This is a genomic window from Vibrio sp. S11_S32, assembly GCF_014694465.1.
GTDB lineage: Bacteria > Pseudomonadota > Gammaproteobacteria > Enterobacterales > Vibrionaceae > Vibrio > Vibrio algicola.
Map to the genome: position 1 here is coordinate 1 of NZ_JAAUWS010000046.1, position 19,914 is coordinate 19,914.

Consider the following 19,914-nt stretch of genomic DNA (forward strand, 5'->3'; position numbering starts at 1 on the left):
AGGCCGATTGCCTCTTCTTTAAATTCTTTCGTATAAGTTCGATATTGACGTTTTGTATTCATATTCACCTCGATTGATTATCGTATTATCCACAATCAAGGTGTCCAGATCGATTAGACCAGAATATCCGTTGCGAAAGTATCGACTCAGTTAACTCGGAGGGCTTCCTAGCCACTCGGATTGTTTGACCACAAGCCAACCGCTGGAAGGTGAGATCTTAGAGGATCTCCCTCTCAATAAAATACCAGTGTGGCAAGCGTTAGCAATGCGCCAGTAAAGCTTAATAGAATTAAAGCTAAGAATTAAGATTTAAAGGATTAGAAATGATAGTAAGAACATTAGAAGAATGCCAAAACAGTGAACGTCGTGTCGTAGCAGAAACATGGGAAAGTGTGCGTATGTTATTGCGTGACGACAATATGGGTTTCTCGTTCCACATTACCAATATTTACGCCGGAACCGACACCCATATTCACTACCAGAACCACTTAGAGTCGGTGTACTGCATCTCTGGTGAAGGCGAAATTGAAGTGGTTGATGGTGAAACTTACCCAATCAAACCTGGCACGCTTTATATTCTGGATAAACATGATGAGCACCAACTTCGCGCTTATAAAGGCGCCGACATGGTGATGGCTTGTGTCTTTAATCCGCCAATCACTGGCGCAGAGACACATGATGAGAATGGTGTCTATCCACTGATCGACTAAATCCCCATCTTAATTGAATAACTGCTTATGGGGCTTCACTTGCTTGTCGCCTCACTGCAACATCAATTACTTTGGGAATTGATCAATAGAAACGTTCAATTCCAGTTAACTTCGTATTCATGTTTTATCAATTTTTATCCCGACCACTTGTGACCACTTTCCAAGTGAACCGGATATACAGGAGACTATTTTGACTTCTTCAACTAGAAGCCACACTTCAGGTTCAAAAACTTCCGCCGTTGCTAATACCCCTAACAACCCGTCAATCGGCCATAGCGTCGAAAAGATCGGTGGCACGTCAATGTCTGCCTTTGACGCTGTATTAGACAATATTCTACTGCGTCCAGAAAACCCATATAACCGCATGTTCGTGGTATCGGCTTATGGTGGCATTACCGATGCATTATTAGAATGTAAGCGCACTGGCAGCGCAGGTATCTTCCGCTTAGTCGAAAATCGTGATGATACTTGGACAGATGCAATGGATGAGTTAGAGCAACGCATGCTATTGATTAATGAAAACATGTTTGCCGATCCAATCAGTCGCCGTCGCGCCGATACGTTTATTAAAGATCGCCTTGCTAAAGCCAGCAGCTGTATCAGCAATATCATGGAAACTTGCCAATACGGCCAGTTCTCAATGCCACATTACCTGCCTCAAATTCGAGAGTTTTTATCTTCTATCGGTGAGGCGCACAGTGCCTACAATACTTGTTTGAAGCTAAAAACTCTTGGCGTTAATGCGATCTTTGTTGACCTTTCAGGTTGGGACAGCGATGAAAATGGCCAAGTAGTTTCAGGCAAACTAGATAGTATTATTGAAAAAGCATGGTCGAAAATTGATGTCAGCAAAGAACTGCCGATTGTTACCGGTTATGTGTATTGCGATGAAGGGTTAATGAAAACCTACGACCGTGGTTACAGTGAAATGACCTTCAGCCGTTTAGCGGTATTGTCACAAGCTCAAAAAGCAGTGATCCATAAAGAGTATCATTTAAGCACCGCCGACCCACGTGTTGTCGGCCCTGAAAAAGTGCGCCCGATGGGAAAAACCAACTACGATGTCGCCGACCAACTGGCTAACTTAGGAATGGAAGCCATCCACCCTAATGCCGCCGCCGGCTTGCGTAAAAGTGGCATTGAGCTGGTGATCAAAAACACCTTTGAGCCAGAGCATAACGGCACCTTAATATCGCACAGCTACGATCCGCACAGCGATGCAGACAGCGCCGATAAAGTCGAGATCATCGCCGGTCGTAATAAAGTCTTTGCATTGCATGTGTTTGATCAAGCGATGGTCGGTCAGGTGGATAACGTCGGTTATGAATTAATGGAGATCATTAATGATGAGCGCGTTCAATTAGTCGGTAAAGAGATGAATGCCAACTCGATTACCTATTACTTAGGCGGCAATTCAAATAGTAAAAACAAAGTGCTATCACGCGCCGAGAAAACGTTCCCGAACGCAAAAATCACCGGCAAGATGGTCGCCTTGATTTCAGTTATTGGTGCCTCGATTGATACCAACAAAGCATTAAGCCACGGCATGATCGCGTTAATGAATCAAGACATCACCCCAAAAGCCGCCCACTCTTCAATGCGAAATGTAGACGTACAATTTGTGGTCGATGATGAAAATTACGAAGCGGCAATCTGCACCTTGCACGATGAATTTATCGAACACAGCGTGACAGAAAACCTGCGTAAGAAAGTAAAAGCAGCGTAGGTTGTTGCGTTGTTAATTTAGATTAAAGCCAGCTGAGATGCTGGCTTTTTTGGTTGTCACTTTCCCTCAAAATACTGGAGCTTGCTGTGATGCTGGTTTAGATGATTTAACAGCTTTGGATCTAACGCGGTTTTGGACATTTCCGAGTTACAGGTTTTACTTATGTAGTAAATTACGGATTAGTTGATGTACGGAAGAAGTAACGCCCACTTAACGGGCAAATAATTAGCTTGGCTTAAACCTGGAGCGCAGCGACAGGGGCCAAGCTTTATTTGTCCTGTTGAAGTGCTTGTTAGGTATATTCACACTTCGTCTAACGTAAAGTACCAAGAGCCATCCACTTTGATTAACCATGAAACCCCACTCTGGTTGCCTTTAGTCCATTTTACTTTTGCTCTGTTATCTAATTCCTTAACATCAACTATCTTTGTTTTAATAACTCCAGCTGTTTTATCCGCCTGTAAAATTGCAACGAAATACTCTTTTGGAGTAATAGAGGCTATTTGATTAGCTGGGATATTAAAAGCTTTAACGACTTGCTGTTTTAACATACTATTATTTTTTACATTATCTAACTGATTTGCAACGTCCATTTGACTTTGTGGAGATGTTACTTCCCATAAATCACCAAACTTCCTTTCATTCATAAGCTTAATAGCGTCATGTGCGAATTCATTTGATGTTTTCTCACTACCACACCCTGATAGGGTCGATAAAATTAAGAGTGATAAAATTATTTTTTTTAGCATTTTTAAAAGTTCCTTTGGTTTATGGGTAAGGTATTAACTTTATACCTAACAGTATATTAACAAGAAATTCAGATAAACCCGAATGGATTTCACACACGATCGCCGCTAATCAATTCATTTATTGCCATAAGATACCTTAATAACGGTTTTTTAAAAGCATTTAGCCGATTTTATGCGATGGAGAAAGCGATAACTGGGTTTAGCGAGCCAGTTGTGACAGGGATGAACTTTCAATGTTTATATATTATTGTTAATTAACAATTACTTAAAACTTAGCCTGATAAGTCACATCTAAGCATAAGTTCTCGCTTTCACACAAAATCGCTTAATACTCACAAAATTAAATTATAACTGTATAAGCACACAGAACGAGGCGGGCAATCGATTTACCGTAAAAAAGGATACTTAATGTATTGAGATAAATTCTAATCCTAACTTAGAACTGGGCATTTTTGAGCTAAAAAATGCCACACGTAAAAATTCAGGTTGTGATGTTTTTGGACATTTCCGAGTTACAGGTTTTACTTATGTAGTAAATTACGGATTAGTTGATGTACGGAAGAAGTAACGCCTGCATAACACGTTTGCTACCATGCAAATTAAGCCTAAATGGCCGAACAGAAATGCAAATTTGCCGTCGACGTTGATCTGTCTAAGTTCTTTGACCGAGTTAATCATGATCTATTGATGACTCAACTAAGGGATAAAGTACAGGATAAGCGCCTATTAGCGCTTATCGGTAAGTACCTACGAGCAGGTGTGATGGTCAATGACCAATTTGAAGCAAGCTTTGAAGGTGTGCCTCAAGGCGGCCCACTCTCACCATTACTTTCTAACATTATGTTGGATAGTCTGGATAAAGAGCTGGAAAGCCGAGGGCACAAATTCGCCCGCTACGCGGACGACTTTATCATTTTGGGAAAGTCTATTCGGGCGGGAGATCGAGTACTCAAGAGCATTACTCAATATCTGGCCACTAAGCTAAAACTAGTCGTTAATGAACAGAAAAGCCAAGTGGTTAAGGTCGCTCAAAGCAAGTTTCTTGGGTTTACATTTAACCGAGGCAAGATCCAGTGGCATGCTAAAACATTACACATTTTCAAGCAAAAGATAAGACGGCTAACGAACCGAAATTGGGGCGTGAGTATGAGTTATCAGCTGTTTAAAGTGCGTAAATACATGCAAGGCTGGATCAATTACTTTGGCATCGCTAACGCCTATCAAAGGTGTGTCGATTTAGACCATTGGATCCGACGTCGTGTTCGTATGTGTTACTGGCGTCAGTGGCGAAAACCACGGACTAAGGTACAAAACTTACTTAAACGTGGCGTCAGGATCCAAGCCGCTGTTGCTTGTGGTATCACAAGTAAAGGCCCATGGCGTAGCTCTAAAACACCAGGGATACAGCAAGCGCTGAGTAATGAGTATCTGAAGAAAGCAGGATTATATTCACTAAGAGATGGATGGATCGCAGTTCATTATCCTAACCAAAAAGTGAGTTAGGAGTTCTAAATGAACCGCCCTGTGCGGAGCCGCATGCAGGGTGGTGTGGGGGCTGGAGGCTAGATACCTCCGGCTACCCGATTAGGCTTTTAACCGCCCATATTAGGGGGTAATATTTCAAATTTTGGCACGTCTTTAGGGAACTGCGCCCAGCTGGCTGCTTGAGCGGTGTATATGAGCATGTTTGGAGAAAGGTGTTTGTCAGTATGCAAACAAGAAGCAGCCATACTATAAAAATTACCGGCTTCACAAAATGCAGCAATAGTAGTACTGCATTTATTACAAAACATATGCTCCATGTTTTTTCCAGAATTCCCTTTCCTTATATAAACTGAAGGTTTCCCCTTTGAAAAATTAACACTCTCTTTTGGATACCAAACCCCAAACCATTTATCTGAATTTGTAAGTTTTTGGCATGATGGGCAATAACAAAAAACTGAGTTTATTGGCTCTCCCGCACACTCAAACTCAAGCTCTCCACACGTACATGTTCCTAAACATTTTTCCATTTCCTTCTCCATTGTGAATTTATAGCCTAACGCCGCAATAACACGTGCTGAACGCCATAATTACCAAAACCAATTATACTTTAAACCACGAATGCCGAGTGTAATAAGCATCGTGTTGATTGCTTTGTGTACGCCCAGCATGGGCATGAACTAATGAGGTGAAAGTCCTCTGTAGGAAGGTCACCGTTTAAATAACAGACTGTTATTTAACGTTAACTACTAGCGAATGGCAAGGGCTTAATCGCGAGGTTTGGTCTGGAGGAAGCCGCTAGCAAATTTGCGAGCTGATGAACAAGAACATCATATGAGGCGTAGGCTAGAGGTGAGTTGGCACAAGACGACGAAACCACGTGATCTAATGGCCACCGTAAATGATGCAGCAGTGCAAAGAAAGTTCATGTTTTTATCTGGGGAGATCTGCTTAACACGCGATCGGTTATTAACCAGTAAGGCTCTGGTTTATAAGTGCCTTGGCTTTTCAGTGTCATCGACTGAAAAGAGCGAACCAGATGGAAACCGATAGCGCATGACGGGGTAACTCGGCATGTGATTAAGCAGAAGTCAGCAGACGGCATAGTAGCCAAATGCCCATCGTAATGGCTGGGACATGGTGAAGGCCTGAACATTTAGAAGAAGGAGGAGTCTTGTCAAACTTGTCGATACCCACTACGTCGCCAGACGATTACTATCGGCAGCGTATTGATATGCAACCGGCCTTCAACCGCGATCTATTCCAACAACTGCTCGAATCTGAAAATCTACACCGAGCTTGGCGTCAAGTGAAAGCCAATAAAGGCGCGGCGGGCATCGATGGCATGACCATCGAAGCCTTCCCGCTTTGGATGCAACAAGGCGGTTGTGAACAGTGTAAATCTCAATTAGAACAAGATGAATACCAACCCTCAGCGGTCAGGCGCGTGGAGATCGATAAACCCGATGGTGGTAAACGCAAATTGGGGATCCCTAACGTCATTGATCGTGTGATTCAACAAGCTATTGCTCAAATACTCACACCACTGTTTGACCCATTCTTTTCGACTAACAGCTTTGGCTTTAGGCCGAACAGAAATGCAAAACAAGCGGTACTGCAAGTAAGAGATATCATCAAACAGAAACGCAAATTTGCCGTCGACGTTGATCTGTCTAAGTTCTTTGACCGAGTTAATCATGATCTATTGATGACTCAACTAAGGGATAAAGTACAGGATAAGCGCCTATTAGCGCTTATCGGTAAGTACCTACGAGCAGGTGTGATGGTCAATGACCAATTTGAAGCAAGCTTTGAAGGTGTGCCTCAAGGCGGCCCACTCTCACCATTACTTTCTAACATTATGTTGGATAGTCTGGATAAAGAGCTGGAAAGCCGAGGGCACAAATTCGCCCGCTACGCGGACGACTTTATCATTTTGGGAAAGTCTATTCGGGCGGGAGATCGAGTACTCAAGAGCATTACTCAATATCTGGCCACTAAGCTAAAACTAGTCGTTAATGAACAGAAAAGCCAAGTGGTTAAGGTCGCTCAAAGCAAGTTTCTTGGGTTTACATTTAACCGAGGCAAGATCCAGTGGCATGCTAAAACATTACACATTTTCAAGCAAAAGATAAGACGGCTAACGAACCGAAATTGGGGCGTGAGTATGAGTTATCAGCTGTTTAAAGTGCGTAAATACATGCAAGGCTGGATCAATTACTTTGGCATCGCTAACGCCTATCAAAGGTGTGTCGATTTAGACCATTGGATCCGACGTCGTGTTCGTATGTGTTACTGGCGTCAGTGGCGAAAACCACGGACTAAGGTACAAAACTTACTTAAACGTGGCGTCAGGATCCAAGCCGCTGTTGCTTGTGGTATCACAAGTAAAGGCCCATGGCGTAGCTCTAAAACACCAGGGATACAGCAAGCGCTGAGTAATGAGTATCTGAAGAAAGCAGGATTATATTCACTAAGAGATGGATGGATCGCAGTTCATTATCCTAACCAAAAAGTGAGTTAGGAGTTCTAAATGAACCGCCCTGTGCGGAGCCGCATGCAGGGTGGTGTGGGGGCTGGAGGCTAGATACCTCCGGCTACCCGATTATAAGCCCTTTTTCACGTTTAAAACTATACTAATTTAGCACCTTCATCGTTCGGAATTTCAAACCACGACCAGAATAAATTAAGCATTTCAGGAGTCATATTATACGACTTTTGTTCTAGTGCTACATTACGCTTCATAGCCCTTTGACTACATTCTTCAAAGCTTACATCAAGGTAGATTAACTCATAATCCAAAGCATATTTCTCAGCCCAATTTATCATTGAACTCCGATCGGCTTTAGTCCAGAAGCCGAAGTCAAAGATGACAGGAACACTCAAATCAAGCATCTGCAAAGCAGAAGCTTTAAATAACCCTTGAAGAGTACTTAAACGTTCATTAAATACATCTCTCTCCATATGCTCACCATACAAAGGGATCATCCATTCATCTATAGAAAACCGAAATGCAGACTTTTCTTCTGCTAACTTCTTAGAGTATGTAGTTTTACCAGAACCGATAAAGCCACAAATAAAGTAAATCATCGACATAGTTCCCTTGGGCTTATAACACTAAGTAGGAAGCATGTGCTTCCTATCCCATTCAATGAGCACGCTTCCTATCACAGAAAATGTGATGTGACGCACATTTAAGCCATCAACGTGTCTTTTATCTTAAGATACTGTCTAATTTCACTTTTTATTGAAAATAATTCAATAGCTGTACCTATTTTTCTGTTGATTACTTTGACAAATGAAGCATACAAAACTACAAATACTGTATATAAGTACAGCATAAAAGTGCGCAGCATGACAAAATCACCTCAGCGACTCCAAGAGCGTTTCAGAAATACGATCTATCAACATCACTACAGCATTCGTACCGAACAAACCTATTGGTATTGGATTAAACGTTTTTTGTACTTTCACCATAAGCAACACCCAACAAAATTGGCCGCGGGGGATATTGAAGATTTTTTAACGCACCTAGCGGTGGATAGACAAGTCGCTCCAGCAACACAAAATATTGCTTTTAATGCCTTAATGTTTCTATATAACAAAGTCCTGCGTATCGAAATGACCGGAGTTAATGCTACGCGAGCGAAAAAACGAGTTAAGATCCCTGTGGTCTTTAGCCGACGTGAAGTGATACAAGTTATGGCGCATTTAGACGGCGATCATTTGCTCATGGCGTGGTGCAGGATTAAGGCTAAGTGAATGCATGAGACTACGTATCAAAGACTTAGACTTTGAGAGAAATACAATTACAGTTCGCCAAGGAAAAGGCAATAAAGACAGAGTTACCCTATTACCCCCTCACTTGATACCCAAGCTTAAAGATTGTATTCGCTTGAGCAAGGGGGTATTTTCGCATGATATGAGTCTAAATTATGCAGGAACGACAATGCCTTACGCGTTAGCCCGTAAGTATCCACATTCTCAACGATCGTTTTCTTGGCAGTTTTTGTTTCCTTCGACTCGCCTGTGTATCGACGCACGAACGGGTGAGCTCAAGCGCCATCATATTCACCACACTGTCCTCCAAAAAGCGGTGAGAAAAGCTGTACGCGATGCCGGTATACACAAACCTGCAAGTTGCCATACCTTTAGGCATAGCTTTGCTACCCACCTATTAGAACAAGGGACTGATTTAAGAACGATACAAGAATTACTTGGCCATCAAGATGTAACGACCACTGAGATTTACACGCATGTTATCGGCAGTCATACCACGGGCGTCAAAAGTCCTTTAGAGTGCTTGGGGCAAGTTTTAGAATAGATGATTTTTATGAGACCATCGAACAGGTTTTTACATTCTAGTTGGTAATTAAACTTGGCTCTTAAAATCCGCTGCAATTCCATTAGTTTTGGTATTGAAAGAGCTGCGTGTGACTGTGTTGTTAGTTCTAAGACGTAACAAGCTTTGGGGCAGTAACGTGCCAACCCTGCCTAAATTTTGCTTGGTGGAAAGGCTCGATTTGATACACCAATCATGGATGATTGGTGAGGCTTCTTGCGCACATGGATGTGCGGTTGAAGCCGTTATCAAAGTAGAGTGTTGTAACCAAGGTCAACAAAATTTCTAGCAGCGGCCTTTTTGCCACCTTTTTTGGCTGTTGAAAAAAGGTTGGTCGCCGAAGGCTGTGCGATGGACTCGTCACGATATCAAGATTCAAATAAGCTACTGTTGTACCGAGGATTAGAACAAGTTTTTAACTAGAGCATTAGGCATTTAAAAGTAAGAATCGAAAAGCGAGATTCCCTGTCTATTCGCTTAGGCTTACGCATGGAATGACGGGAATTTACCACCAAAATTGGTCATCTCGGAAATGTGCGATGGACTCGTCACGATATCAAGATTCAAATAAGCTACTGTTGTACCGAAGATTAGAACAAGTTTTCAACTAGAGCATTAGGCATTTAAAAGTAAGAATCGAAAAGCGAGATTCCCTGTCTATTCGCTTAGGCTCACGCATGGAATGACGGGAATTTACCACCAAAATTGGTCATCTCGGAAACGAGGGACGAGTTATCCGTGATCTCGCTTTTAATCTTTATCTTCCGTTCTCGAGTATCGAGAGTCAGGGCTTGTTTGGTGAGCGTTGAAATAACCACGACAACTCAACCACCCCCTCCCTTTACCAGATGCATTGCCGTTAAACATCTGAATTGTCAGACAAGGGAGGGCTGGGGCGGGCTGTTGCTTTGATATACAGTGAAGTACTAAATCGCTTTTGAGCAAAAACACCAACCAAAAGCGGCGAGTTAGAGTTATAAATCAGGCTGCTGACTGAGCTATTGAAAGCTGAAGTAAGTAATGTTCAAGCTCTGAATCTGTGACAATTTCAAAGTCTGTAAACAAGGCGACTGGTTTAATTGACTTACCATGACCTTGCTCTAAGCGCACAAAACCTTTTTCGCTTAATGCTTTAAGTGTATTTGATAAGTTAGATTTAGCGCGCCCTGTTAACTCGGACAATTGAGTTAAACTATCAGGTCTTTCAGAGTCAATCATACGTAATAAGGCGATATTCTCAGGGCAGAGGAGCTGAGAAATTGCGTTAATTGATGTGTACCAAACTTTAGGTTCATTTGATTGAGGTTTGTATTTACCTTGAGCAATTGCCAGTAGCCTCATACGAATGAGCTTTTCAGACATTATTCCGATTTTTGCTCGCATATTATTTCCCCTCTATTGCAGCAATGGTTTTGTCTATACCCTCGAAGAAATCCTGAAGCAACATATAACAATCAGAGGATTCATAAGGTGTTCCTTGATCAACTGCTGATTTGTGCAAATGATCATATTCATAGCGTTTTCCACTAAACTTTTTACTTTTCGGCGATTTTACAGCGTGAGCATTATCATGCCCGAACACTCGCTTGTTAAACTTATTGTGTAGCGTAAGGTTATAACGAATGCCGTGAGGCCTTTCTTTGGTTGGAGGTACTGTCCATGCTTCAATTTTCCACCTATAACCATCATCACGATGAACTTGCTTACCATGCATACTCAATAGGACATCAATCTCATCCACTTCCATAACCTCAAAACAATGTTATGACCAGAGTATAACTCTATTCTCAAACCGCGCTAGATTTGAGTGATTTATAACGTTAAATTCAAAGTCTATTTAATAATTAACAAACCCTAACCTGCAGCAAGCTATTGAAAGACAAATTCGCCAACCTTTCAATGTTGCAAAAGTGTTAAATATATACATATTGGTCGCATATCTGAACGTATTCCTTGTTCTGCTAACGTAATCTAGGTCAATTAATGGACTATACCCATCTAACTTGAAGCTATGCCTTCAATGGTTTTGGGTCAAAAAATAAGGCTAAGACAATGGCGAACCAACCAACTCGCAGCGATTTCGATCAATATATGACACCGACTTATGCTCCTGCCCCGTTTATTCCTGTTTCAGGTAAAGGCTCGGTGGTCATGGATCAAAATGGCAAAGACTACATCGACTTTGCCGGTGGTATTGCAGTCAATGTTTTGGGACATGCCCATCCGAAACTTAAACGTGCATTGACTGAACAAGCAGAGGCGTTATGGCATACCGGCAATGGTTACACTAATGAGCCGATCCTCAAGCTGGCGCGTCAGTTAGTCGAAAGCACTTTTGCTGATAAAGTTTTCTTTTGTAACTCCGGCGCTGAAGCCAATGAGGCGGCATTAAAACTGGCGCGTAAATACGCTCGTGACCATTTTGGTGAGCACAAAAACCAAATTGTTGCGTTTAACAATGCCTTCCATGGTCGTACCCTCTTTACCGTTTCTGCTGGCGGGCAACCTAAATACTCCCAAGATTTCGCTCCGCTTCCAGGTGGGATCAATCATGTGGAGTATAACGATTTAGCCGCCGCCAAAGCCGTCATTAATAACAATACTTGCGCCGTAATTGTCGAACCAATCCAAGGCGAAGGTGGCGTGATCCCAGCAGATACTTCATTCTTACAAGGCCTGCGCAAACTGTGTGACGAACATGACGCCGCGCTGATTTATGACGAAGTACAAACCGGTGTCGGCCGCACAGGTGAGTTATATGCTTACATGCATTACAACGTGACACCGGATATTTTATCCACCGCTAAGGCACTTGGTGGCGGCTTTCCTATCGGCGGCATTCTGACGACCGATAAATTTGCGCCATCATTAGCGATTGGCACTCATGGCACCACTTATGGCGGCAACCCAATGGCAGGCGCAATTGGTAACGCGGTGCTTGAAGAAGTCAATCAACCACAATTCTTACAGGCGGTAAAAGATCGTCATGATCAATTTATTAACCGCATGACTCAAATCAATCAAAAATTTGACCTCTTTAAAACCTTCCGTGGTGTCGGCTTATTAATTGGCTGTGAATTGAATGATGCCCATAAAGGCCAAGCAAAGTTGATCAGTAATATTGCTGCAGAGCATGGTTTGATGATGTTAATTGCCGGACTTGATGTAGTGCGGTTTGCCCCTGCGTTAAATATTACCGCGCAAGAAGTTGATACCGGTTTAGATCGCTTAGAAGCCGCGTTCGGAGCTTACCTTAGTCAAGGAGCATAATTATGATGATACTGCGTCCTGCAAGATTGAATGACATTGAATCGATTCTAGCCTTGGCAAAAAGCAGCGGCCCAATGGTGTATACCTTACCTGCGGATCGTGAGGCATTATTGCAAAAAATCGAACGTTCTATTTCAGCATTCGAGCAAGACGTATTTTGTCCTGGAGAAGAGTTTTATTTCTTTGTATTAGAGGATTCAAGGAATAAAAAACTCGTCGGAACCGGCGCGATAAATGCTTTGGCTGGCTATGAAGCGCCGTTTTATGCGTTTCGGAATGACACCTTGATCCATTCATCACGCCAGCTCAATGTACACAGCCGCATCCATGCACTGACACTCAGCCACGATCTCAGCGATCACTCTCAATTGTGTTCGTTCTATGTGCTGCCAAACGTCACCGAGAGTTCGCTGGTCGATCCCTCGGAGCAAGATATTTACCGTCATTGTTTGGAGTTAATTACTTTGGGTCGCTTGTTATTTATGACCACTTACCCGGAGCGATTTTCTCGTGATTGGATGGCGGTATTGCCGGGCGTATTTGATAACAATGGTCGAGCGCCATTTTGGGAGCATGTCGGACGTAAATTCATCAACCTCGATTACCATCAAGTAGAAGAACATCATGGCACTCAAGCCAGCACCTTTATTGCCGAACTAATGCCTCATCATCCATTGTATGTGCCACTTATCGCTCCTGAAGCGCAATCTGTGATGGGACAAAATCACCCTCGCACCGAAAGACAATGTCACTTGTTAAGCGAACAAGGGTTTAACTCAGATAAATACGTCGAAATATTTGATGCTGGGCCTATTTTTACTGCCCCTAGGCATGCGCTTGATATCTGGCAGAAAAAGCAATCTGTCAGCCTAAAAATAAAAGAAAGCATTAATAACAAAATCAAACAAACCCACCGCTATTTAATTGGCATTACCGATAGCCAAGGTTTTCGATCGTGCTTTATTGAAGGTGTATTACAAGGTGAACAATTGCATGTCACTCAAGAACACGCACATCAGGCGCATTTAACTCAAGATCAATCACTCTGGTGTCTCGCTTTGTAAGTAAGCCCGATGTTTATCAGCGAACCCGATCATTACTCGACTATTTGAAAAGCTGTGGCTTCAAATACCAAGAGTAAATTCAAGGAATGAAACCCAATATGATGATAATTAGACCCATTAATATCAATGACAAGCAAGCCATCTTAGATTTTGCCACCAAAACGGGCACCGGCTTTACCTCTCTTCCGCAAAATGAAGAGCGGTTATTAGCGCGATTAACGCGAGTGTTAAATACTTGGACTGGTGATGCTACGCCTGCCGAACAAGGCTATTTGTTTGTTTTAGAAGATACGGATACTCAAAAAGCCGTCGGTATTTGCGGCATTGAAGTTGCTATTGGATTAGATGAACCTTGGTATAACTTTCATGTTGGCACTCAAGTTCACGCCTCGAAAGAGCTTGGTGTTTACACTCAAATGAAGACCTTAGTGCTTACCAATAATCACACAGGCTATAGTGAATTGTGCACTTTATTCCTCGACCCTGACTATCGCGAAAATATGAATGGTCACTTGCTGTCTAAAAGCCGCTTAATGTTCATTGCTCAATTTCAGGATAAATTTTCCGAAAAACTGATCGCTGAAATGCGCGGTATGCACGATGAAAACGATCAATCGCCGTTCTGGGAAAGCTTAGGTCGCCATTTCTTTGCGATTGAATTTAGTCAGGCCGATTACTTAACAGGGATTGGGCAAAAAGCCTTTATTGCTGAGCTGATGCCTAAACATGCCTTATATGTGGATTTCTTAACCGATGAGGCCAAAGCGGTGATGGCAGAAGTGCACCCAAGCACTGCGCCAGCACGCAGAATTTTAGAAAATGAAGGCATGCGCTATGAAGGCTACATCGATATTTTTGATGCCGGGCCGACCCTTGAAGCCTACACCAAAGATCTGCGCGTGGTGCGAGACAGCCAGCATCGACAAGTTCGCATTACCGACCCATCTAATTTAACCGGCAATCACACCATCTTGATGAGCAATGATAAATACCAAGATTTCCGCGCGGTGATTGGTGAGCCATTAATTGATGATACCCATATTTCCATCTCTCTGGCTCAAGCCGAAGCATTAAAAGTGCAAGATGGCGATCCGATCCGATTCGTTCAACTTCATAAACAGGAGAACAACTCATGATACAGCCTTCTCATTTTATCGACGGACAATGGCTAACGGGCAGTGGCATTCATTTTTCCAAACAAAACCCAAGTGATAATGCCACAATCTGGCAAGGTACTGAGGCAAGCGAACAAGAGGTTTCTCAAGCGATCCAAGCCGCCAGAAAAGCTTTTCCATCTTGGGCAAAAACCGAATTGAAGCAACGCATTGAAATTTTAGAGCGTTTTGCACAAGAGTTAAAAAATGAGCACCATCCGTTAGCCGCGATTATTTCCCAAGAAACCGGCAAGCCAGAATGGGAAGCCAGAACCGAAGTGCAAGCCATGATCAACAAGGTGGCGATTTCAATTCAGTCTTATCATGAAAGAACGGGAGAAAAAATCACCCCAATGCCCGACGGACAAGCGGTATTGCGTCACAAACCGCACGGCGTTTTAGCGGTCTTTGGTCCCTATAATTTCCCGGCCCATTTACCTAATGGTCATATTGTTCCAGCATTATTAGCCGGTAATTGTGTGGTGTTTAAACCCAGCGAACTCACTCCTTGGACTGCGCAACGCACGCTAGAAATTTGGCAAAAAGCGGGCCTACCCAACGGGGTTATAAATCTTATCCAAGGCGGCAAAGACACAGGTATCGCGCTCTCAAATCATAATGGTATTGATGGTTTGCTATTCACAGGCAGCGCCAATACCGGTTATCACTTGCACCGCCAACTTGCCGGACAGCCTGAGAAAATTCTGGCGCTTGAAATGGGCGGCAATAATGGATTAATTGTTGAGTCATTCGAGCAACTTGATGCTGCGGTCAATATCGCGATCCAATCCGCTTTTATTAGTGCTGGGCAGCGTTGCACCTGTTCGCGTCGATTATTGGTGCGTGAAGGCGCGCAAGGTGATGCCTTTATCCAACGTTTAGTTGAAGTGAGCCGAGATATTCAAGTCGGAGCATGGAACGCCGATCCTGCGCCATTTATGGGGCCCGTTATTTCCAATCAAGCCGCCGAAAATATGATGACGGTTCAACAACAGCTCTGCGATCTAGGAGCGAAATCCTTACTTGAAATGACAAAACCCACGCCCGATACCGCCTTTCTCACCCCTGGCATTATTGATGTGACTCAAGTGAATGCCCTACCTGATGAAGAATACTTTGGTCCCTTGCTGAGCGTTATTCGCTATCAAGATTTTGATCAAGCGATCGAGATTGCCAATCAAACTCGATTTGGTTTAGCGACCGGTTTAATTTCAACTGAACGCCGCGATTATGACCAACTATTAATTGAAGCTCGCGCGGGTATTGTAAATTGGAATAAACCATTAACTGGCGCATCCAGTAATGCGCCATTTGGTGGGGTTGGCGCGTCGGGTAATCATCGCGCTAGTGCTTATTATGCTGCGGATTATTGCGCGTGGCCGATGGCATCGGTGGAATCGGAAACACTCACAATGCCAGCAAGCAATTTACCGGGTTTACGTTTTTAACTGTGAAATTTTACGTTTCACACAGCACAAGGATGCCGCATGTCAGCATACGAAGTTAATTTTGATGGTTTGGTTGGGCTAACTCACAACTATGCGGGGTTGTCGTTTGGTAATGTCGCTTCAACCTCAAATAAAAATGCCATCGCTAATCCGAAACAAGCGGCGTTGCAAGGGCTATCTAAAATGAAAGCGCTGGCCGACCTTGGCTTCAAACAAGGTGTATTGCCGCCGCAACAACGCCCATGCGTCAGAACACTGCGGTCGTTAGGTTTTAGCGGCAGCGATGCCAACGTATTGCAACAAGCAGCAAAAACAGCGCCGCATCTTCTGGCAGCCGTGGGTTCCGCCTCTTCAATGTGGGTCGCCAATGCAGCAACGGTGTCACCATCTTCAGATACTGCTAATCACAAAGTGCATTTTACCGTGGCGAACTTGAATAATAAGTTTCACCGTGCGATTGAAGCGCCAACCACCAGCAATGCGCTGCAAGCTATTTTTGCCAATCAGCAGCACTTTGAGCATCACGCCGCTCTGCCTCAGCAAAGTATTTGGGGGGATGAAGGCGCAGCCAATCACAACCGTTTATGTTCTGAGCATGGTGCATCTGGAGTCGAAGTGTTTGTTTATGGCTGCCAAAAATATGGCGTCCAAGCTGATGCGAAATACGTCGAACCAACCAAATACCCTGCTCGCCAAACCAAAGAAGCCAGTCAAGCCGTGGCAAGGTTACATCAACTCGATGACAATAAGACCGTGTTTGTACAGCAAAATCCCGATGTGATTGATCAAGGTGTGTTTCATAACGATGTGATTTCAGTCAGCAATGGCAATGTATTATTTCATCATCAACAAGCATTTTTAAATCAAGCTCAGGCGTTTAATGAGATCCACCACAAGCTTGAAAACCTTGGGGCGCAATTTATGCCCATTGAAGTGCCCACCGCGAAAGTCAGTGTGGAGGATGCAGTAAAAACCTATTTATTTAACAGCCAATTACTGACTAAACCCGATGGCAACATGTTAATTGTGGTGCCCGAAGAATCAAAAAATAACCCTCGCGTGTGGCACTACTTAAACGAGCTCATCCAAAGCGGTGGCCCAATCAATGAAGTCCGAGTGTTTAACTTACGCGAAAGTATGTGCAATGGCGGTGGGCCTGCTTGTTTACGCTTGCGAGTGGTGCTTAACCAAGCCGAACTTGATGCCACCAATCCGCAAGCCATGCTCACCGACAGCAATTACACTGCGTTAACCGCTTGGGTAAATAGCCATTACCGCGACCGTTTAAGTGAAGCCGACTTAGCCGATCCACAATTATTAATCGAAAATTATACCGCCTTAGATGAACTGACTAAGATCATGAGTTTAGGCTCAATCTATTCATTTCAATCTTAGCAACATCGCCTGTCTATCTATTTAAATTATGGATAAACAGGCGAAGTGAACATGTTTTATGAAAAGAACCAACAAGGAAGGGTATGTTTGATTTTTTAGCCGAATCACTTGCAGGTGATGATATATCATCCGCGTCTGGAACAATAAAGAGCAGCGCATCGTCGATAAATTGGCACCGCCCAGACACCGGTATTATTGTCTTTGAACCGACTCAAGATGTGAGTGGCAAACCAGATTTAGAACATAGCATTGATAAAGATGTGGTGATCTCGTGCGCCATACACGGCAATGAAACTGCCCCAGTGGAAATTGTTTCTGAGTTAGTACAAGGTTTACTCACCGGACAATACCTTCTCAAGGTTCGTTTAATGGTGATTTTAGGCAACCTGAATGCGATGCGGCTAGGTGAGCGTTATATTGATATCGACTTAAATCGTTTATTTTGTGGCGCTCATGCCAACCATTCGTCCAATCTTGAAACCCTACGTGCAGAAAAATTAGAACAACAAGTCGGTGAATTCTATCAGGCAGAGCCCCAACACTCACGTTGGCATTTTGACTTACATACCGCGATCAAACCTTCCCGTCACATTCGTTTTGGTTTATTGCCTTTTGTTGAGTCAGGGCAATATTGCCCAAGTATGATGAACTGGTTACAAAGCGTAGGATTAGAAGCATTGGTGATCAATCATGCCCCTGCCTCGACCTTTAGTTATTTTACCAGCCATCTATTTAATGCCGAAAGTTGCACCTTAGAACTTGGTAAAGCGCTTCCTTTTGGCAGTAATGATTTAAGCCAGTTTGAAGGCATCCGCAACGGCTTGATCCATTTAATAAACAATAACTTCTCAAGCACCAATCCCGATCAAAAAGCGGTGCCAATCATATATAAAGTGGCACAACAACTGACCAAAGTGACTGACCAGTTTCGCTTTAATATCAATGAAAACAGTCACAACTTCACCGAGTTTAAACAAGGCACCCTACTTGCCAGTGACCAAAACACACTATATATGGTCAAAGAAAATGCCGAGTATCTTTTGTTTCCTAACAGCAAAGTCAAAACAGGATTTCGAGCGGGGTTGATGTTGAAACGAGTGGATACATTAAAGCACTTACTTATTAAAGGTGAAAAAAGCGGCATTGCTGATCATGATTTTGACTCGTTTATCAATGAACTTGATAGCGAGCAGCAGAAAGAAAACCTTTCAGATTAACCCACCAAACTCAACAACCACAATACCAACCACCAAACCATAGTTAAAACCGAGATCACTAAGGTAAAAGCTGAGATGTTCAGCCACACATGAAACGTCCAACCAAGTAGTTCGCTTTGATTGGATAGTAAGTAAATCGAGGCAAACCATGCCGCGCATAATACCGCGCCAACCAGCAGGCCCCCTTTCAATGCGTGTTTAAAATCCGCAGTACTCGGCACGCAATGAAAACACACCAATGAGGCCAATAATAACCACAAGACATTGAGCCAACTGGTGGTCGAAAAAGTAAAAATCTGCCCCCATAACATCAACGCATGCTGCCAAATCGACGAGACCAACTCTAACAATGATGGGGTAAATAAGTGACGGCGACTGGATTCAACTAAGTGAATGTCAAGATGAGTCGCCAGCCCCCATAGTGCCAACATCGCCACCAGCATGGGCGCTATCGCAATAAAGAACATCCCTACCGATTGATATATCGAGCGTCGATTCCAATTATGTTCGACATAACCTAAGCGTCCATCTTGACCAAACTGGAAAAATTTTATCTTGTGAATTTTATGCCTAAACAACAACGCCATCACCGCGTGGGATAACTCATGCAATGGCGTGCCAAACATCGCCGATGCATAAAACATCCCTTTAGACAAAGGACGCTGCGCAATCTTACGCCCAAGCGCACGGCTTAGCCCTTGATGGACAACAATCAGCAGCGTGATAGGGCTAAGTAATAATAGAAAAGCAATCGCGAAAGTCAGCATAAAATGGCATGTAGGTCGGAAGTTAGAAGTAGTGGCATGTTAGCACGGATCAAAGCTGAACTTTTATCACTAAGACTCGAATTTAAGGAACATAAATAGCAGTCGTATTTAATAACTATTGTATTTAATAACAATCGCGTCGAATAACAACTGGGTTCACAATTTGTGAATAGTGTAATTTGATGCTATATTCACATTTAGTGAACCAAGAGGGGTTTTATGCACGTCATATCAAGAAAGCCATTTAGTGATGCATCTCGAAAATATCCTAATGATGCTACCGCGATCGATGCATTATATAAATCATTAAAAAATAACAACTTCTCAAATCCTTTAGAGATGAAAAATGTATACCCTAGTTTAGATGGTAATCCCCCCGAAAAATAACTGCTGGCAAAAGTAGAATTTTCTCGTAATCTAAACGTAGGAGATTCAATATGAAAAAATCACGATACACGGACAGTCAGATCCTCTCCATACTAAAACAAGCTGAAGCAGGCACTCCTGTGCCTGAGCTTTGTCGTGAGCATGGAATGAGTAACGCTTCTTTTTATAAATGGCGTGCAAAATATGGTGGTATGGATGCCTCG

At 43.1% G+C, this 19,914-nt stretch carries 18 protein-coding genes and 2 pseudogenes; 14 read left to right on the top strand and 6 right to left on the bottom strand.

Annotation, left to right across the window (positions count from 1 at the left end; genetic code table 11):
• Nucleotides 1-323 precede the first annotated feature (323 nt).
• Both HC723_RS14175 and HC723_RS14180 read left to right on the top strand, forming a co-directional pair.
• Entirely contained in the window at nt 324-710 is a 387-nt protein-coding gene (locus HC723_RS14175; protein WP_190339541.1) for an ectoine synthase, read from the top strand.
• A 265-nt stretch (nt 711-975) separates the two neighbouring features.
• Complete coding sequence (locus HC723_RS14180) at nt 976-2,436, top strand: aspartate kinase (RefSeq protein WP_190339557.1); 1,461 nt, start codon at nt 976-978, stop codon at nt 2,434-2,436.
• Nucleotides 2,437-2,738: 302 nt separating this feature from the next.
• Here HC723_RS14180 and HC723_RS14185 read toward each other — a convergent pair whose 3' ends face one another.
• Nucleotides 2,739-3,185, bottom strand: coding sequence for a hypothetical protein (locus HC723_RS14185; protein WP_190339542.1), 447 nt, complete (start codon nt 3,183-3,185; stop codon nt 2,739-2,741).
• Between the two features lie 609 nt (nt 3,186-3,794).
• Between HC723_RS14185 and HC723_RS14190 the strand changes: the two genes are divergently transcribed.
• A complete protein-coding gene (locus HC723_RS14190) occupies nt 3,795-4,688 on the top strand; it encodes a reverse transcriptase domain-containing protein (RefSeq protein ID WP_190339543.1) in 894 nt (297 codons plus the stop codon).
• A gap of 89 nt (nt 4,689-4,777) precedes the next feature.
• Here HC723_RS14190 and HC723_RS14195 read toward each other — a convergent pair whose 3' ends face one another.
• Complete coding sequence (locus HC723_RS14195; protein ID WP_190339544.1) at nt 4,778-5,197, bottom strand: GFA family protein; 420 nt, start codon at nt 5,195-5,197, stop codon at nt 4,778-4,780.
• Between the two features lie 644 nt (nt 5,198-5,841).
• On the opposite strand from HC723_RS14195, the gene ltrA reads away from it, so the two are divergent.
• Nucleotides 5,842-7,191, top strand: a complete 1,350-nt coding sequence (gene ltrA / locus HC723_RS14200; RefSeq protein ID WP_190339545.1) for a group II intron reverse transcriptase/maturase — start codon at nt 5,842-5,844, stop codon at nt 7,189-7,191.
• Nucleotides 7,192-7,298: 107 nt separating this feature from the next.
• Here the strand turns inward: ltrA and HC723_RS14205 are convergent, their stop codons facing one another.
• Nucleotides 7,299-7,763, bottom strand: a complete 465-nt coding sequence (locus HC723_RS14205; protein WP_190339546.1) for an AAA family ATPase — start codon at nt 7,761-7,763, stop codon at nt 7,299-7,301.
• A gap of 258 nt (nt 7,764-8,021) precedes the next feature.
• On the opposite strand from HC723_RS14205, the gene HC723_RS17360 reads away from it, so the two are divergent.
• Nucleotides 8,022-8,429, top strand: coding sequence for a phage integrase N-terminal SAM-like domain-containing protein (locus HC723_RS17360; protein WP_203218776.1), 408 nt, complete (start codon nt 8,022-8,024; stop codon nt 8,427-8,429).
• 4 nt (nt 8,430-8,433) lie between these two features.
• Nucleotides 8,434-8,991, top strand: coding sequence for an integron integrase (locus HC723_RS17365; RefSeq protein ID WP_203218777.1), 558 nt, complete (start codon nt 8,434-8,436; stop codon nt 8,989-8,991).
• A 999-nt stretch (nt 8,992-9,990) separates the two neighbouring features.
• On the opposite strand, the gene HC723_RS14215 is transcribed toward HC723_RS17365, so the two are convergent.
• Nucleotides 9,991-10,392 (bottom strand): HVO_A0114 family putative DNA-binding protein, encoded by a 402-nt coding sequence (locus HC723_RS14215; RefSeq protein WP_190339547.1) that lies wholly within the window; start codon nt 10,390-10,392, stop codon nt 9,991-9,993.
• A 1-nt stretch (nt 10,393) separates the two neighbouring features.
• Nucleotides 10,394-10,750, bottom strand: a complete 357-nt coding sequence (locus HC723_RS14220; RefSeq protein ID WP_203218778.1) for a DUF6516 family protein — start codon at nt 10,748-10,750, stop codon at nt 10,394-10,396.
• A gap of 311 nt (nt 10,751-11,061) precedes the next feature.
• Here HC723_RS14220 and HC723_RS14225 point away from each other — a divergent pair, with 311 nt between their 5' ends.
• The 7 genes and pseudogenes from HC723_RS14225 to HC723_RS17925 form a co-directional block, all read left to right on the top strand.
• Complete coding sequence (locus HC723_RS14225; protein ID WP_190339549.1) at nt 11,062-12,279, top strand: bifunctional succinylornithine transaminase/acetylornithine transaminase; 1,218 nt, start codon at nt 11,062-11,064, stop codon at nt 12,277-12,279.
• A gap of 2 nt (nt 12,280-12,281) precedes the next feature.
• Nucleotides 12,282-13,343, top strand: coding sequence for an arginine N-succinyltransferase (locus HC723_RS14230; protein ID WP_190339550.1), 1,062 nt, complete (start codon nt 12,282-12,284; stop codon nt 13,341-13,343).
• A 98-nt stretch (nt 13,344-13,441) separates the two neighbouring features.
• Nucleotides 13,442-14,479 carry an arginine N-succinyltransferase gene (gene astA / locus HC723_RS14235; protein WP_190339551.1) on the top strand — a complete coding sequence of 346 codons (1,038 nt, stop codon included), beginning with the start codon at nt 13,442-13,444 and terminating at the stop codon, nt 14,477-14,479.
• Nucleotides 14,476-15,945: a succinylglutamate-semialdehyde dehydrogenase gene (astD, locus tag HC723_RS14240; RefSeq protein WP_190339552.1), complete on the top strand. Its 1,470-nt coding sequence runs from the start codon at nt 14,476-14,478 to the stop codon at nt 15,943-15,945. The genes astA and astD overlap by 4 nt, the downstream gene beginning before the upstream one ends.
• A 39-nt stretch (nt 15,946-15,984) precedes the next feature.
• Nucleotides 15,985-17,340: an N-succinylarginine dihydrolase gene (gene astB / locus HC723_RS14245; protein ID WP_190339553.1), complete on the top strand. Its 1,356-nt coding sequence runs from the start codon at nt 15,985-15,987 to the stop codon at nt 17,338-17,340.
• 83 nt (nt 17,341-17,423) lie between these two features.
• Nucleotides 17,424-18,431: pseudogene (astE, locus tag HC723_RS14250) on the top strand (succinylglutamate desuccinylase); the annotation flags it as partial.
• A 15-nt stretch (nt 18,432-18,446) separates the two neighbouring features.
• Nucleotides 18,447-18,557, top strand: a pseudogene (locus tag HC723_RS17925) (type II toxin-antitoxin system ParD family antitoxin); the annotation flags it as partial.
• On the opposite strand, the gene HC723_RS14255 reads toward HC723_RS17925, so the two are convergent.
• Entirely contained in the window at nt 18,554-19,324 is a 771-nt protein-coding gene (locus tag HC723_RS14255) for a hypothetical protein (RefSeq protein ID WP_190339555.1), read from the bottom strand. The pseudogene HC723_RS17925 and the gene HC723_RS14255 overlap by 4 nt on opposite strands.
• 437 nt (nt 19,325-19,761) lie before the next feature.
• Between HC723_RS14255 and HC723_RS14260 the strand changes: the two genes are divergently transcribed.
• The coding region (locus tag HC723_RS14260) for a transposase (protein ID WP_190339556.1) at nt 19,762-19,914 on the top strand (153 nt) is incomplete at its 3' end.

Excerpts from the sequence above, each read along its gene's own strand:
- HC723_RS14205 (WP_190339546.1), bottom strand. The coding sequence starts at position 7,763 with ATGTCGATGATTTACTTTATTTGTGGCTTTATCGGTTCTGGTAAAACT.
- HC723_RS14190 (WP_190339543.1), top strand. The coding sequence starts at position 3,795 with ATGGCCGAACAGAAATGCAAATTTGCCGTCGACGTTGATCTGTCTAAG.
- astD (WP_190339552.1), top strand. The coding sequence starts at position 14,476 with ATGATACAGCCTTCTCATTTTATCGACGGACAATGGCTAACGGGCAGT.
- HC723_RS14225 (WP_190339549.1), top strand. The coding sequence starts at position 11,062 with ATGGCGAACCAACCAACTCGCAGCGATTTCGATCAATATATGACACCG.
- astA (WP_190339551.1), top strand. The coding sequence starts at position 13,442 with ATGATGATAATTAGACCCATTAATATCAATGACAAGCAAGCCATCTTA.
- astB (WP_190339553.1), top strand. The coding sequence starts at position 15,985 with ATGTCAGCATACGAAGTTAATTTTGATGGTTTGGTTGGGCTAACTCAC.
- HC723_RS14230 (WP_190339550.1), top strand. The coding sequence starts at position 12,282 with ATGATGATACTGCGTCCTGCAAGATTGAATGACATTGAATCGATTCTA.
- HC723_RS17360 (WP_203218776.1), top strand. The coding sequence starts at position 8,022 with ATGACAAAATCACCTCAGCGACTCCAAGAGCGTTTCAGAAATACGATC.
- HC723_RS14175 (WP_190339541.1), top strand. The coding sequence starts at position 324 with ATGATAGTAAGAACATTAGAAGAATGCCAAAACAGTGAACGTCGTGTC.
- HC723_RS14215 (WP_190339547.1), bottom strand. The coding sequence starts at position 10,392 with ATGCGAGCAAAAATCGGAATAATGTCTGAAAAGCTCATTCGTATGAGG.
- HC723_RS14185 (WP_190339542.1), bottom strand. The coding sequence starts at position 3,185 with ATGCTAAAAAAAATAATTTTATCACTCTTAATTTTATCGACCCTATCA.
- HC723_RS14255 (WP_190339555.1), bottom strand. The coding sequence starts at position 19,324 with ATGCTGACTTTCGCGATTGCTTTTCTATTATTACTTAGCCCTATCACG.
- HC723_RS14195 (WP_190339544.1), bottom strand. The coding sequence starts at position 5,197 with ATGGAAAAATGTTTAGGAACATGTACGTGTGGAGAGCTTGAGTTTGAG.
- HC723_RS17365 (WP_203218777.1), top strand. The coding sequence starts at position 8,434 with ATGAGACTACGTATCAAAGACTTAGACTTTGAGAGAAATACAATTACA.